This window comes from Rhodobacter sp. JA431 (assembly GCF_900217725.1).
Classification (GTDB): Bacteria; Pseudomonadota; Alphaproteobacteria; order Rhodobacterales; family Rhodobacteraceae; genus Rhodobacter; species Rhodobacter aestuarii.
In genome coordinates this window covers 154,331-168,219 of sequence record NZ_OBMP01000002.1, presented here as the reverse complement: position 1 = coordinate 168,219, position 13,889 = coordinate 154,331, and the positions used below count along the sequence as shown (strand labels likewise).

15 protein-coding genes are annotated in these 13,889 nt (G+C 60.9%); 9 read left to right on the top strand and 6 right to left on the bottom strand.

The genetic code is table 11. The features are described from left to right. Positions 1-80: 80 nt before the first annotated feature. The 3 genes from CRO18_RS04475 to CRO18_RS04465 are packed head-to-tail and all read left to right on the top strand — an operon-like array spanning position 81 to position 1,487. Positions 81-809 (top strand): heme ABC transporter permease, encoded by a 729-nt coding sequence (locus tag CRO18_RS04475; protein WP_076483457.1) that lies wholly within the window; start codon positions 81-83, stop codon positions 807-809. Continuing rightward, on the top strand, positions 806-964 hold the full coding sequence (ccmD, locus tag CRO18_RS04470; protein WP_170952555.1) for a heme exporter protein CcmD: 159 nt from the start codon (positions 806-808) through the stop codon (positions 962-964). Before CRO18_RS04475 ends, ccmD begins: the two co-directional genes overlap by 4 nt. After that, positions 957-1,487 (top strand): DsbE family thiol:disulfide interchange protein, encoded by a 531-nt coding sequence (locus CRO18_RS04465; protein WP_097081218.1) that lies wholly within the window; start codon positions 957-959, stop codon positions 1,485-1,487. The genes ccmD and CRO18_RS04465 overlap by 8 nt, the downstream gene beginning before the upstream one ends. A gap of 67 nt (positions 1,488-1,554) precedes the next feature. Here CRO18_RS04465 and CRO18_RS04460 read toward each other — a convergent pair whose 3' ends face one another. Further along, positions 1,555-1,734 carry a hypothetical protein gene (locus tag CRO18_RS04460; protein WP_097081217.1) on the bottom strand — a complete coding sequence of 60 codons (180 nt, stop codon included), beginning with the start codon at positions 1,732-1,734 and terminating at the stop codon, positions 1,555-1,557. Then, positions 1,731-2,279 (bottom strand): hypoxanthine phosphoribosyltransferase, encoded by a 549-nt coding sequence (gene hpt, locus CRO18_RS04455; RefSeq protein WP_076483604.1) that lies wholly within the window; start codon positions 2,277-2,279, stop codon positions 1,731-1,733. Before hpt ends, CRO18_RS04460 begins: the two co-directional genes overlap by 4 nt. Before the next feature lie 90 nt (positions 2,280-2,369). Here hpt and CRO18_RS04450 point away from each other — a divergent pair, with 90 nt between their 5' ends. After that, positions 2,370-2,834 (top strand): type II toxin-antitoxin system RatA family toxin, encoded by a 465-nt coding sequence (locus tag CRO18_RS04450; RefSeq protein ID WP_076483460.1) that lies wholly within the window; start codon positions 2,370-2,372, stop codon positions 2,832-2,834. 73 nt (positions 2,835-2,907) lie between these two features. Here CRO18_RS04450 and CRO18_RS04445 read toward each other — a convergent pair whose 3' ends face one another. The 4 genes from CRO18_RS04445 to CRO18_RS04430 all read right to left on the bottom strand — a co-directional run bounded on the left by CRO18_RS04445 (position 2,908) and on the right by CRO18_RS04430 (position 6,446). Next, positions 2,908-4,086, bottom strand: a complete 1,179-nt coding sequence (locus tag CRO18_RS04445; RefSeq protein ID WP_097081216.1) for an ammonium transporter — start codon at positions 4,084-4,086, stop codon at positions 2,908-2,910. A 155-nt stretch (positions 4,087-4,241) separates the two neighbouring features. Continuing rightward, a complete protein-coding gene (locus tag CRO18_RS04440) occupies positions 4,242-4,709 on the bottom strand; it encodes a CinA family protein (protein WP_076483462.1) in 468 nt (155 codons plus the stop codon). Next, entirely contained in the window at positions 4,706-5,290 is a 585-nt protein-coding gene (locus tag CRO18_RS04435) for a phosphatidylglycerophosphatase A (RefSeq protein WP_083951902.1), read from the bottom strand. Before CRO18_RS04435 ends, CRO18_RS04440 begins: the two co-directional genes overlap by 4 nt. A 16-nt stretch (positions 5,291-5,306) precedes the next feature. Then, the gene (locus CRO18_RS04430) at positions 5,307-6,446 is read right to left on the bottom strand and encodes a bifunctional 2-C-methyl-D-erythritol 4-phosphate cytidylyltransferase/2-C-methyl-D-erythritol 2,4-cyclodiphosphate synthase (protein WP_097081215.1); all 1,140 of its coding nucleotides are present in this window, start codon (positions 6,444-6,446) and stop codon (positions 5,307-5,309) included. Between the two features lie 204 nt (positions 6,447-6,650). Between CRO18_RS04430 and dusB the strand changes: the two genes are divergently transcribed. The 5 genes from dusB to CRO18_RS04405 all read left to right on the top strand — a co-directional run bounded on the left by dusB (position 6,651) and on the right by CRO18_RS04405 (position 13,819). Continuing rightward, positions 6,651-7,625 carry a tRNA dihydrouridine synthase DusB gene (dusB, locus tag CRO18_RS04425; protein ID WP_097081214.1) on the top strand — a complete coding sequence of 325 codons (975 nt, stop codon included), beginning with the start codon at positions 6,651-6,653 and terminating at the stop codon, positions 7,623-7,625. After that, positions 7,622-8,689: a nitrogen regulation protein NR(II) gene (locus CRO18_RS04420; RefSeq protein ID WP_076483466.1), complete on the top strand. Its 1,068-nt coding sequence runs from the start codon at positions 7,622-7,624 to the stop codon at positions 8,687-8,689. The genes dusB and CRO18_RS04420 overlap by 4 nt, the downstream gene beginning before the upstream one ends. Before the next feature lie 3 nt (positions 8,690-8,692). Further along, on the top strand, positions 8,693-10,066 hold the full coding sequence (locus CRO18_RS04415) for a response regulator (protein ID WP_076483467.1): 1,374 nt from the start codon (positions 8,693-8,695) through the stop codon (positions 10,064-10,066). A gap of 79 nt (positions 10,067-10,145) precedes the next feature. After that, positions 10,146-12,398, top strand: a complete 2,253-nt coding sequence (locus tag CRO18_RS04410; RefSeq protein ID WP_394341441.1) for an ATP-binding protein — start codon at positions 10,146-10,148, stop codon at positions 12,396-12,398. Beyond that, positions 12,395-13,819 (top strand): sigma-54 dependent transcriptional regulator, encoded by a 1,425-nt coding sequence (locus CRO18_RS04405; RefSeq protein ID WP_097081212.1) that lies wholly within the window; start codon positions 12,395-12,397, stop codon positions 13,817-13,819. The genes CRO18_RS04410 and CRO18_RS04405 overlap by 4 nt, the downstream gene beginning before the upstream one ends. The last annotated feature ends 70 nt before the right edge of the window (positions 13,820-13,889 follow it).

Here is a 13,889-nt window from a genome sequence, read left to right as displayed (position 1 = left end):
TCTAACTTGATGCGCGTCAAACCGGCGGCTGGCATTTCATGGCAAGCCCGGTGAAGATGCGAGAGGGAGGACGCCAGAAAATGTCGATCTGGGAATATGCAAACCCGGTCAAGTTCATGAAGACCTCGGGCTTTTTGCTGCCGTGGCTGGTGGGCTTGACGGTGCTGACGCTGGTGCCGGGGCTCGTTTGGGGCTTTTTCTTCACGCCTTTGGCTGCCGAATTTGGCGCCACGGTGAAGGTGATCTATGTTCATGTGCCCGCCGCGACCTTTGCGATCAATATCTGGGTGATGATGTTGGTCACCTCGCTCATCTGGCTCATTCGTCGCCACCATGTCAGCGCGCTTGCCGCCAAAGCCGCCGCGCCGATAGGCATGGTGATGACGCTGATCGCGCTCATCACCGGGGCGTTTTGGGGCCAGCCGATGTGGGGGACGTGGTGGGAATGGGATCCGCGTCTGACCTCTTTCTTGATCTTGTTCCTGTTTTACCTCGGCTACATGGCGCTGTGGGAAGCGATCGAGAACCCCGACACCGCCGCCGATCTAACGGGCGTTTTGTGCCTTGTGGGCTCGGTCTTTGCGCTGCTGTCCCGTTACGCGGCGATGTTCTGGAACCAAGGCTTGCACCAAGGCTCGACACTGAGCCTCGACAAAGAAGAACATATCGCCGATGTCTTCTGGCAGCCCTTGGTGCTGACGATTGTGGGCTTTGGGCTCTTGTTCGTGACGCTGCTGTTGCTGCGCACACGCACGGAAATTCGCGCCCGGCGGTTGAGCGCGCTGGAGCAACGGGAGCGCATGGCATGATGTTCGATTTCGGCAAATATACCGTCACGATCCTTGGCTCTTGGGGCGTGACTTTGGCGCTGCTGGCGGGGCTGATTGTGCTCACGCTGGTCAAGGGTGCCCGGGTGAAACGCGCGCTTGCCGCGCAAGAAGAACGGATGAAGAAAAATGGCTAAGCCGCTGATGTTCTTGCCGCTTGTGGTGATTGCGGGATTTGTGGGCGCGGCCTTTATCTCAATGGAGACGCAAGACCCGAACGCCATGCCCACGGCCCTTGCGGGCAAAGAGGCGCCCGCCGTAACAGCGGCGGCGCTTGGCGCAAACCCCACCTTTGAGGATGCCGATCTGCGCGATGGCACGATCAAGCTGGTGAACTATTGGGCCTCGTGGTGCGCGCCGTGCCGGGTGGAACACCCCAACCTGATCAAGCTGCGCGACGAGGGCGTGACGATCTTGGGCGTCAACTGGAAGGACAAGCCCGATCAGGCGCTTGGCTTCCTTGATGAGCTTGGCAACCCGTTTGCGAAACTCGGCCAAGACCCGGCCAATAAAATGGGGCTCGATTGGGGCGTGGCGGGCGTGCCAGAGACCTTTGTGGTCGATGGCGAGGGCCGCATTGTCACTCGCATTGCTGGGCCGCTCACCGATAAAGTGCTGGAAGAGCAGGTCGCACCGCTCTTGGCGGGTGAGGGTGAATAAGGTTTAGGGTTAAACCATTATCCCGCCCAGATATGGGTGTGGCCCTTCACGCAATGTTTTGAGGGGCTTAGAGGCGCGGTACCCGTGGTTGGCGTTCCACTGTCGCCCAATCGGGCCAGAGCCCTGCCGCCTCAAGCCCCCAAATCGCCAGCACAGCGGCTAAAACCGCTGCGCCGATTTTCACTTGGCGCAAGGATGGCGGGCGATGCGCCCATTTTGCCATCCGCATCAGCCACAGTGGGTTCATTTGGCCTCGTCCAAGAACCGCACCGTGCCGATAAAGGGCAGATTGCGGTGGTTTTGCGCGTAATCGAGCCCGTAGCCCACCACGAACTCGTCGGGGATTTCGAAGCCGGTCCAATCGGCCTTCACATCCACTTCGCGGCGCGAGGGTTTGTCGAGCATAGCACAGCATTTGATGCGCCGGGGCGAACGCGCGCGCAGCATCTCCATCACTTTGGAAATCGTGTGGCCGGTATCGACGATGTCTTCCACCACCAGCACATCGCGCCCACCGATATTGCCGCGCAGGTCTTTCATCACGCGCACTTCGCGGGTGGAGGTGGTGTCATTGCCATAAGAGGAGGCTTCGAGGAAATCGACCTCGCAGGGCACGCCAATTTCGCGAATGAGGTCGGCAATGAATACGAATGAGCCGCGCAACAGCCCAACCACCACCAAACGGTCGGTGTCTTGGAACGCCTCGGTGATTTCGGCCCCCAAAGCTTCGACCCGAGCGGCGATGGCCTTGGCGGAAATCATCTGGTCAATCTCGTAGCCCGGTTGCGTCATCGCCTTTCGCTCCATTGGTGCGGCCATCAGGCCCTTGCATTTGCCTCGCTTTATCGCAAGAACGTGGCCGGGAAAAGGGAGACGGACGGCATGCCGCAGCATTCGGAAAAACGCACCATGCCTTATTCGGCGGCGCAGATGTACGCGCTGGTGGCCGATGTGGCGCGCTACCCGGAGTTTTTGCCTTGGAATTCCGCCGCCCGCATCCGCTCGCGCAAGCCCGGCCCGGAAGCGGGGACCGAGGTGATGGAAGCGGATCTGATCATCTCGTTCAAAGTGTTTCGCGAACGCTTTGGCTCACGCGTGGTGCTGACGCCGGAAAAACATCGCGTCGACACCCGCTACCTGGATGGCCCGTTCAAATATATGCACAGCTGGTGGCAGTTCGAAGACCGTCCCGAAGGGGGCTGCAAGGTCGATTTCTTTGTCGATTTTGAGTTCAAGAACGCGCTTTTGCAAAGTGTGATCGGGATCGTGTTTGACCAAGCGATGCGGCTGATTGTGCAAGCCTTTGAAGACCGCGCCAAGGCGCTTTACGGGGTGAACCGAGGCTAAGCTTCGTGTGTTCTTGCGATGAAAAAGGCCGCCCATTGAGGCGGCCTTTTCGTTTGAAAACGATGGCTTACAGTCAGGAGTTGAGATCGTAGGCGCGCTCGCCATGGGTGGCGAGGTCTAGCCCGTTGGTCTCGCTTTCTTTGTCGACCCGCATCGGGAAGACGAGCGCGACCCCCTTGGCCAAAACGTAGGTCAGCAGCAGCGTATAGAGGCCCACAATCGCCAACGCGCCCAGTTGCGCGGTAAAGGTGGCCGCGCCAAAAACGGCGACCATGATCGTGCCGAAAATGCCGCCCACGCCGTGCACGGCGAACACGTCCAAGGAGTCATCCAACTTCAACCGTTCGCGGATCAAGATCACCGCCTCTTGGCACAGCGCACCGGCGATGAGGCCAATCACAACCGCTTGCCAAGGGCTCACATAGCCCGACGCGGGGGTGACAGAGGCGAGACCGGCGATCGAGCCTGTGACGATGCCCACAAGCGAGGCGCGGCCAAATTTGATCCGCTCCCACATCATCCAGCTGAACGAGGCCGCGGCGGCGGAAAGATGGGTTGCGGTGATCGCCATTGCAGCGGTGCCATCGGCGGCCAGTTCAGAGCCACCGTTGAAGCCAAACCAACCGACCCACAAAAGCCCGGCCCCAATCGCCACCATGCCGGGGTTATGCGGCGGGGTGTGGCGGTTTTTGCGCGGCCCGATCATCACCGCCAAAAGCAGCGCGGCCAAAGCGGCGGTTTCATGGACAACGATGCCGCCCGCAAAGTCGCGCGTGCCGGTTTCGCCCCAGATGCCGCCATCGGCCATGAAGCCGCCGCCCCAAATCCAATGCGTGACAGGCGCGTAGACCAAGAGCATCCAGAGCGCCGAGAACACCATGACCCAAGCGAAATTCACCCGCTCGACAAAGGCGCCAATGATCAGCGCGGGGGTGATGATCGCAAAGGTCATTTGGAAGGCGAAGAACAGCACCTCGGGCAGGGTGCCTTTCAGCGTGCTGGCATCGACGCCCAGCAGCATGAATTTTGACAGCCCGCCCCAAAGCCCGTTCGCTTCGCCAAAGGCGATGGAATAGCCCGCCAAAAGCCACAAAAGGCTCATCACGGCGGCCAAGGCGAAGCACTGCATGAAGATGGAGAGCACGTTGCGCGCCCGCACCAGCCCGCCATAAAACAGCGCCAACCCCGGCAATGTCATCAACAGCACAAGCGCGGTGGCCATGCTGACCCAGGCGGTATCTGCGCCATTCATCGCGAATCCTCCTTTTTCACGTCTTGGCGGCGAGACCATGCCAAGAGTGCCAAGGAAAGGCGCAAAAACGCGCAAGGTGCGCTTAAGGATCGGGCAACTTATGAATGCCTGCTAAATGGGCGCAATCTTGGCATGAAGCTTGCGTTCTGGGCGGTTTATGAAAGTGCGCGCAGCAGCAAGCCCAGCGCATGATCGCGCGATTTTGCGCGCACGGTGCCCCGGCCAAGGGCGCCAAACTCCTGCGTTTCAACGTGAGTCGGCGCGCCTTTTTGCGCGAGCCCAAAGCACACGCGCCCCTCTGGCTTGAACTCTGAACCGCCGGGGCCAGCGATGCCGGTGATGGAAACGGCAAGATCGGCATGGCTGTGTGCCAGTGCGCCTTCGGCCATTTCGCGGGCAATTTCTTCAGAGACCGCGCCAAAAGCATCGAGCGTGGCTTGCGCCACGCCCAACATCTCGACCTTGGCTGCGTTCGAATAGGTGACGAACCCACGGTCCACCACCGCCGAAGAGCCGGGCACATCGGTGAGCGCCACCGCCACCATTCCACCGGTGCAGCTTTCGGCGGTGGCAATGCGCCACCCTTTGCCCCGCGCCAGCGCGAGGATCTGATCTACGCTCATTCCTGACCGGTGAAGGGCAGGGCGGGCATATCGGGCAGCATCGCCACGAGTTGCGCCCAAAGCGTCGGCCAGTAGTCTTGGCCAAGGTGGTAGACGAGCGCGGTGATCAGCGTGAAGCCGCCTGCATAAACGCCGGCCCAGATGTCATCCATCATCACGCCCATGGCGCCGCCTTTTTTGTCGGCACGGCCAATCACGCCGGGTTTGAAGATGTCAAAGAAGCGGAACCAGAAGAAGGCGGCGAGCGGGCCGGGCCAAACCATTTCGGTGTGGAAGTAGTAAAAGGCCGAGGCCGGGAAGGCGAGGGCGACCCACATGCCGGCGACCTCGTCGATCACCACTTCTTTGGGGTCATCATGCGGGCGGCCGCGCAATTCTTGTTCGAGCGCCCAAAGGCCAATGATGAAGGCCAAAACAGCGGCCAGATAAAGCGCGGGCAGGCCCGCAAATTTCACCAAGCCCCAACCGGCGACGGCGGCAACCGCCGAGCCCCAAGTGCCCGGTGCGGGCACAAGTTTGCCCACAAAGGCAAAGGTGGTAATGGCTTGAAGCACATGGATTGGAACTTCACGTTTAGTCATTTCATGGGGAGGCATTTCAGACTCCTATCAAGGTGACGGTGGCAATAGAGGCGATACCCTCTTCGCGGCCGGTGAACCCAAGCCGTTCGGAGGTGGTGGCCTTGACCGAAACACGGTCGGCCGGGACGTTCATGATGCGGGCCAGTTCTTGCGCCATCGCAATGGCATGGGGCCCAACTTTCGGGCGTTCGCAGATCAGCGTGACATCGGCATTGCCGATGCGAAAGCCCTTCTCGCGCGCGAGGTTTGCGGCATGTTCAAGGAAAATCCAGCTCGCCGCGCCCTTCCATTGCGGGTCGGACGGCGGGAAATGGCGGCCAATGTCGCCCTCGGCCATCGCGCCATAAATCGCATCGGTCAGCGCATGCATGCCGACATCGGCGTCTGAATGGCCCAAAAGCGCCTTGTCATGCGGGATCGAGACCCCGCACAGGATCACGTGATCCCCTTCGGTAAAGGCATGCACATCATAGCCATTGCCGAGCCGCACATCCATTTGAGAGCCTTTCTTTTCGCGCAAGATCGCCTCGGCGCGGGCAAAATCTTCCGCATAGGTGATCTTGAGATTGTCTTCGTGGCCGGGAACGATCGCAACGGCCATGCCCGCCGCGCGCGCCACTTCCACATCATCAGCCGCATTGCCCGGATGGGCGCGATGCGCGGCCAAAATCTCGGGGAAGCGGAAGCCTTGGGGCGTTTGCGCGCGGTAAAGACCTTCGCGGTCTTGCGTGCCCGCAACAAGCCCGTTTTCACCGCGCCAAAGCGCATCCGTCACCGGCAGTGCGGGCGCAGCACCGGGATGGGTGTCGAGCGCATCAAGCACCGCCTGTTGCACTTTTTGTGGAATGAGCGGGCGTGCGCCATCATGAATCAACACGCGCGTGACATCTGAGCCTTCAAGCGTTTCAAGCGCGTTTTGCACGCTTTCCGCCCGGCTTGCACCGCCCGCCACCAAAGTGGCCGAGCCGCCCAAAAGCTCGAGGCCGCGGATCATGTCATCGGGGTGCAGGACAACAATCACCCGGCCCAAATCGGCAAACGCCTCGACCGTATGCGCCAGCACCGGGCGGCCCGCGAGATCGCGCCACTGCTTTGGCAGACCCTCGCCCGCGCGGGTACCACGCCCCGCCGCCACGATGATCACTGCAACGCTCATTTGGTCTCGCCCATCACATCCTTGTCAGACAAAGGCTTAGGCCAGTCTGCGCGCGGGCGCAATGTACACTAAGCCGCATGCTGGCTGGTCAAATTTTAAGCGCATGCTGTTTTTTGACGCCTTTGTGAGGCCAGGCGCTCGTCTTCTAATTGTGATTCCCAGATCAAGCCGCTAATTCCTTGAGCAAATGCTACAGGAACACTCGTGACAATCTCTCTCGACTGCATTCGTCTGGACCCTCCGGTGCTTTTGGCGCCGATGGCAGGGATCACGGATCTGCCGTTTCGGCGGATGGTGGCGCGTTTTGGCGCGGGTCTTGTGGTGTCTGAAATGGTCGCCTCGGGCGAAATGTTGACCGCGAAACCTTCGGTGCGGGCGAAAGCGCGGATCGAATTGGGGCTGGATCTGCCCTCGTCGGTGCAATTGGCCGGGCGTGAGGCGCAGCCGATGGCGGAAGCCGCGAAGATCGTTGCCGATATGGGCGCGAAGATCATCGACATCAACATGGGCTGCCCGGCGAAAAAGGTCACCGGCGGGGCCTCTGGCGCGGCGTTGATGCGCGACCCGGATCATGCGCTTCGGTTGATTGAGGCGGTGGTGGGCGCGGTCGATCTGCCGGTCACGCTGAAAATGCGCCTTGGCTGGGATGTCGATCAGATCAATGCGCCGCAGATCGCCCAGCGGGCCGAGGCGGCGGGCGTGCGGATGATTGTCATTCATGGCCGCACCCGGATGCAGTTTTACAATGGCCGCGCTGATTGGGGGGCGATTGCTTTGGTCTCCACTGCTGTCAGCGTGCCGGTTGTGGCCAATGGCGATATCACTTGCCCGGAAACGGCGCGTGCGGCGCTCAAACGCTCCGGCGCGGCGGGGGTGATGGTGGGGCGTGGCGCACAGGGCGCGCCGTGGCGGCTCGCACAAATTGGCGCGGCGCTTTATGGCGCCCCGGCCCCGGTGCTGCCGCATGGGGAAGAACTTGTTGACATGATATCAGAGCATTACGAGGCGATGTTGAGCTTTTACGGGCAAGATGTCGGGCTGCGGCTCGCGCGCAAACATCTGCGCTGGTATGCCGAGGCCGCGGGCGCGTCCCTGGTGCCCGAGATGATGCGTGCCGACACGCCCGAAGCCGCTTTGGCCTTGGTGCGGGCGGCTTTTAGCGAAAGGCAGGCGGCATGACGCTTCCCCCTCCCGGCATTATCTGGACCTCTCTGCCGCTGCCTGCGCTGATGATTGATGGCGCCGATAAGGTGATCGAGATCAACCCGGCGGCAGAGCTGTTTTTGAACCTGTCTGCCCGCGCGCTCAAAGGTCATGTCCTGGGCGAACGGCTCGCTATTGCTGCGCCTTTGGAAGAGATTTTCGCCCGTGTGCGCAAAAACCGCTCGGCGCTTTTCGTCAATGACGTGGATCTGACCACGGGCGAACGCGCGCCGGTGCAATGTAACTTGCAAGTCGCCCCGGTGGGTGATGACCCGGAAACCGTGCTGTTGCTGATTTCGCCGCGCGAAATTGCCGACCGTTTGGGCCGGGCGAGCATGGTGAAATCGGCGGCGCGTTCGGCGATTGGCATGGCCGAGATGCTCGCGCATGAGATCAAAAACCCGCTCGCAGGCATTGCCGGCGCGGCGCAGCTTTTGTCGATGAACCTTTCGGGCGATGATCTGGAACTGACCGATCTCATCGTGGATGAAACGCGCCGCGTGGTGAAACTGCTCGAACAAGTTGAGCAATTTGGCAATGTGCGCCCGCCGGAGATGAAGGCGGTCAACATCCATGATGTGCTTGACCGCGCGCGCAAATCGGCGGCCGTCGGCTTTGGCGTGCATATGCTGATCATCGAGGATTATGACCCCTCGCTGCCGCCGACGATGGGTGATGCCGATCAGCTGACCCAAGTGTTTTTGAACCTTGTGAAAAACGCGGCGGAGGCTGCGAAAGAGCAAGGCACGATCCGGTTGCGCACCTTCTATGACTACTCGCTGCGCCTGCGCGGGCCCGATGGCAATGGCCAGCGGCTCCCGTTGCAGATCGAAGTGATTGACGATGGCCCGGGCATTCCGCCCGATATTGCGAATGCGCTTTTTGAGCCTTTCGTTTCCGGGCGCGAAAATGGCACCGGCCTTGGCCTTGCCCTCGTGTCCAAAATTATTTCCGAGCACAATGGCTGGATCAACGTCGACAGCGTTCCCGGCCGTACCGTTTTCCGCGTTTCCCTACCCGTCGCCCCCAAGGAGCTTTAAGACATGGATGGCACCGTTCTCGTCGCCGACGACGACCGCACGATCCGCACCGTTCTGACGCAAGCGCTGACCCGCGCCGGCTGCAAGGTCCATGCCACGGCCTCTTTGATGACGCTGATGCGTTGGGTGGAGGAAGGCAAAGGCGATCTGGTGATTTCAGATGTGATGATGCCCGATGGCAATGGTCTGGAGGCTTTGCCGCGGATCGCCCAAGAACGCCCCGGCCTGCCGGTGATTGTGATCTCGGCGCAAAACACCATCATGACGGCGATTCAAGCCGCTGAGGCCGATGCTTATGACTATCTGCCGAAACCGTTTGACCTGCCCGATCTGATGAAACGCGCCGCGCGGGCGCTGGAACTCAAGCGCCGCGCGCAGGTGGTGCCGAAAGTGGTGGAGCCGACCCGGCCCGAAAATTCGGACCTGCCTTTGGTCGGTCGCACCGCCTCGATGCAGGCGCTTTATCGGCTTGTCGCGCGGGTGATGAATGCCGATCTGCCAGTGATGATCATGGGGGAGTCGGGCACCGGCAAATCGCTGATTGCGCGGGCGATCCATGACTTTTCAGACCGCCGCACGCTTCCTTTTGTGGTGGCGCAGGCGGCGGATTTGGCGGGCGCCGATGGCCCCTCAAGCCTGATTTCGCGCGTCAAAGGCGGCTCGCTCGTTTTTGACGAGGTGGGGGATTACGACGATGAAACCCAAGGCCGGATCGTGCGGATGCTCGATGCGTTGCCCGATCCCGCGCCGCGGATCATGGCCACCACGCAAGTGGACCTTGCCGCGCAGATGGAGGCGGGCAAGTTCCGCCAAGACCTGTTCTACCGTTTGGGCGGTGTGACGCTCGCGGTGCCCGCGCTGCGCGAACGGGTGGAAGATATTCCGCTTTTGACCGATCACTTCTTGAGCCGGTGCGAGCGGGACGGGCTTGGTCTGCGCCGTTTCTCCAATGATGCGATGGCTCTGGTGCGCGCCTATGCGTGGCCCGGCAACGTGCGCCAGCTTGAAAACACCGTGCGCCGCTTGGTGGTGACCGCAACGGAAGAAGAAATCACCCGGGCCGAGGTGGAGTTTGTGCTCGGCAATCAGCCCGCGATTGAGCCTTTGCGCTCGGGCGGCGAGGGCGAGAAGCTTTCCGCCTCGATCGCGCGGCATCTGCGGCGCTACTTCGATTTGCATGGCGGCAACCTGCCGCCGCCGGGCCTCTATGATCGGATTTTGGCCGAAATGGAGGCCCCGCTCATTGAAATCTCGCTTGATGCGACGGGCGGAAACCAAGCCAGATGTGCGGATTTGCTGGGGATCAACCGCAATACCTTGCGTAAAAAGATCACCGATCTGGATATACAGGTGACACGGCGTCGCAAGCTGATGTAAATAGGTCACAGGTAATTGTGGCAAATCCGTCTCATAGGATTCGCCACGGCTTGGGACCGGGGGCTTCGTGCACAGCGCGTTGAAAAGCACCGCTTTGGAGCGGTTAGCGCGGCTACGGCGGCAGCGTCGCTTGCAGAACGGCTTTGTTCTGGGGGTCGCTGTGCTCGGGCCGGTGCTGGCGCTGGTGACCTTTGTGGTTTTGGGGCCGCTGGGGCAGGGCGCCGATAGCACCGCGCTGCGGCTGACGCTGCTGGCCGACTTCATCTATTTCTTGCTTCTGGGTGGGCTGATCGTGGTTCGGCTCGCGCAGATTGTGGCGGCGCGGCGCGCGCGTGCCACCGGGTCGCGGCTCACGCTGCGACTGACCGGGATGTTTGCGGGCATTGCGCTTGTGCCCACCATTTTGGTGGCGTTGTTCGCGGGCTTGACGGTGAATGTGGGCCTTGAGGGCTGGTTCTCCGACCGGGTGCGCACCGTGGTGGGGACATCGCTTTCCGCCGCCGAAGCCTATCAAGATGAACACCGCCGCGATTTGGTGCAGGACGCGCAAGCGCTTGCGGGCTTTTTGAACCTGCGCCGTCAGGCGGCGACCTTTGCCACCGATGGTGATTTGCGCGAATGGCTGGTCGCCGGGCAGCAAGGCATCCAGCGCGGGTTGAAAGAGGCCTATGTGATTGATGGTTCTGCGCAAATTGTGGCGCGGGGGGATCGGTCTTACCTCTTTGATTTTGAAACGCCGCCCGCAGAAAAGATCGTTGCGGCGGGTAAAGGCGGCACCGAGCTGATCGAAGATTGGCCGAACTCCGAATTTCGCGCGCTGGTGCGGCTTGATGCGTTTGTTGACCGCTATCTTTACGTCTCGCGCACGGTGGATGGCAAAATCCTGTCGCTCTTGGATGATACGCGCGAAACCGTGGCGCTTTATCAACAGCTTGAGGCGTCCCGCGGGCGGCTCTTGTTTGAGTTTGGCCTTGTTTACATCGGCTTTGCGCTGATCTTGATCTTGGCCGCCGTTTGGGCGGGTCTGTGGTTTGCCGAGCGGCTTTCGCGCCCGATTGGGCGTTTGGCGGCCGCCGCCGAACGGGTGGGCACGGGCGATCTGGATGCGCAGGTGTTGGAAGAAGAAGGCGATGATGAAATCGCCACTTTGGGCCAATCCTTCAACCGGATGACGCGGCAATTGAAGCATCAGCGTGAAGAATTGGTCGAGTCGCATCGTGAAACCGACGAGCAGCGGCGGATGTTTGATTCCGTGTTGTCATCGGTCACCTCGGGGGTGATTGGGCTTGATGCAGAGGGGCGGATCGACTTCCTCAACCCTTCCGCGACGCGGCTTTTGATGTTGCAGCCCAGCAGCGACACCGATCGCCCGCTAGAAGAGGCGGTGCCAGAGTTCGCATATCTTTTCAATCGCTTACGGGACGGTTTTCATACTGTCGTGCAAGAGGAAGTGCGGGTATCGCGGGCCGGGCGGTTGGAAAGCCTGCTTGTGCGAATGGCCGAGCGGCGGCGGGAAACGGGCGCACGCGAAGGCTTTGTGGTGGCCTTTGACGATGTGACCGACCTTGTCTCTGCCCAGCGGATGGCGGCTTGGGGGGATGTGGCGCGGCGCATCGCGCATGAAATCAAAAACCCGCTCACGCCGATCCAGCTTTCTGCAGAACGGATCAAACGCAAATTCTCCAAACAGATCGAAGCCGATCAGGTGGAGGCGCTCGACAATCTGACCGGGGTGATCATTCGCCAGACCGATGATCTGCGCCGCATTGTTGATGAATTCTCGCGTTTTGCGCGGATGCCCGAACCCGACCGCCGCGACCATGATATTGTGCAGCTCGCCCGTGATGCGGTGTTGCTGCAAGACGGTGCGCTGCATGGGGCCAAACTGACCGCCGATCTGCCCAAAGGGCCAGAAGTGGTGGAGTTGGACGCGACGATGATCAGCCAAGCGCTTGTGAACCTTATCAAAAATGCAGGTGAGGCGATTGAGAGTTTGCAAGAGAAAGGCGCGCCAGAAGGCTGGGCGCCAGAAGTGCGCGTCGCGCTCACCGCCCATGAAGAGATGATCGAGATCACCATTGCCGACAATGGCATCGGTCTGCCACCCGACCGCGCGCGGCTCTTTGAGCCCTATGTGACCACCCGCGCCAAGGGCACCGGGCTTGGGCTGTCAATCGTCAAGAAAATCATCGAAGAGCACGGCGGCACGCTGGCGCTGACCGATGCCCCCGCATTCACCCCCGAGGCCCATCGGGGAGCCATGGCCGAGATTCGGCTGCCACGCGCGCGCGCAGGTCTGCGTGCCATCAAGGACAGTGAGCCTTCCCCATGAGTGACATCCTGATTGTTGATGACGAAAAAGACATTCGCGACCTGATCGCGGATATTTTGGGGGATGAAGGGTTTTCCACCCGCACCGCCGCCAATTCTGAAGACTGCATGGCGCAGATCAATGCCGAGGCGCCTGCGCTGATGATCCTCGATATCTGGCTCAAAGACAGCCAGATGGATGGGATCGACATCCTGAAAACGGTGAAGCGCGACAACCCCGATATTCCGATCATCATCATCTCGGGGCATGGGAATATTGAAATCGCGGTCGCCGCGATCAAGCAAGGCGCTTACGACTATATCGCCAAGCCCTTCAACATCGACCAGCTGATGGTGGTGATTTCGCGCGCGATGGAAACCAGCCGGTTGCGGCGCGAAAACTCCTCTCTGCGGCGGCGCGATCTGCATTCTGGCGATATGATGGGCAATTCCGTCGCCTTCAAACGGCTGAAAGATCAGTTGGATAAGGTCACCAAATCGAACGGGCGGGTGATGCTGACGGGCGAGCCGGGCTCGGGCAAGGAATCGGCGGCGCGTTATATCCACCAGCATTCCACCCGCGCGGCGGCGCCCTTTGTGACGGTGAATTCCGCCACCATCGCCCCCGAACGGATGGAAGAGGTGCTGTTTGGCCGTGAAACGGCTGAGCGTGGCGTTGAAAAGGGGCTTTTGGAACAAGCCCATGGTGGGGTGATCTATTTCGACGAGGTGGCCGAGATGCCCACCGGCACGCAGGCCAAAATTCTGCGCGTGTTGACCGAGCAGCAATTCACCCGGCTTGGTGGCTCGGACAAGGTGCGGGTTGATCTGCGGGTGATTTCTTCGACCACGCGCAACCTGTCCAGTGAGATTGCGGCGGGCCGCTTCCGCCAAGAGCTTTATGACCGGCTGAATGTGGTGCCGATTGCGGTGCCAAGTTTGGCCGAGCGGCGCGAAGATGTGCCGGTTTTGGCAGAGCATTTCATCGAAGTGTTCAACCGCACGCAGGGTCTGACCGCGCGCGAAATCTCGGAAGAGGCGGCGGCCACGCTGCAAACCATGGATTGGCCCGGCAACATCCGCCAATTGCGCAACGTGATCGAACGCGTGTTGATTTTGGGCGAAGGCACCGGGCCGATTGAGGCGAAGGAATTCACCGCAGGCGCCAGCACGCCCGAGGAAGGGCGGATTGTGCTGGGCGGGCAATTGGCCTCTTTGCCGTTGCGTGAGGCGCGGGAGTTGTTTGAGCGCGAATATCTGCTGACGCAAATCAACCGTTTTGGCGGCAATATCTCGCGCACGGCGGCTTTTGTCGGCATGGAACGCTCGGCGCTGCATCGTAAGCTCAAATCGCTTGGCGTGGTCACCGGCGCGAAGGGCGCCGCGCGCGGTGGGCAGGACGAGGGTGAAGACGATCTGGACACCGTCGAGGATGCGGGCTGAGTGCCCAATCGGGGGCCGATTGACCGTTTCGTTTCTGCGGCTTAGAACGAAGGCCAGAAAGACGGAGGTC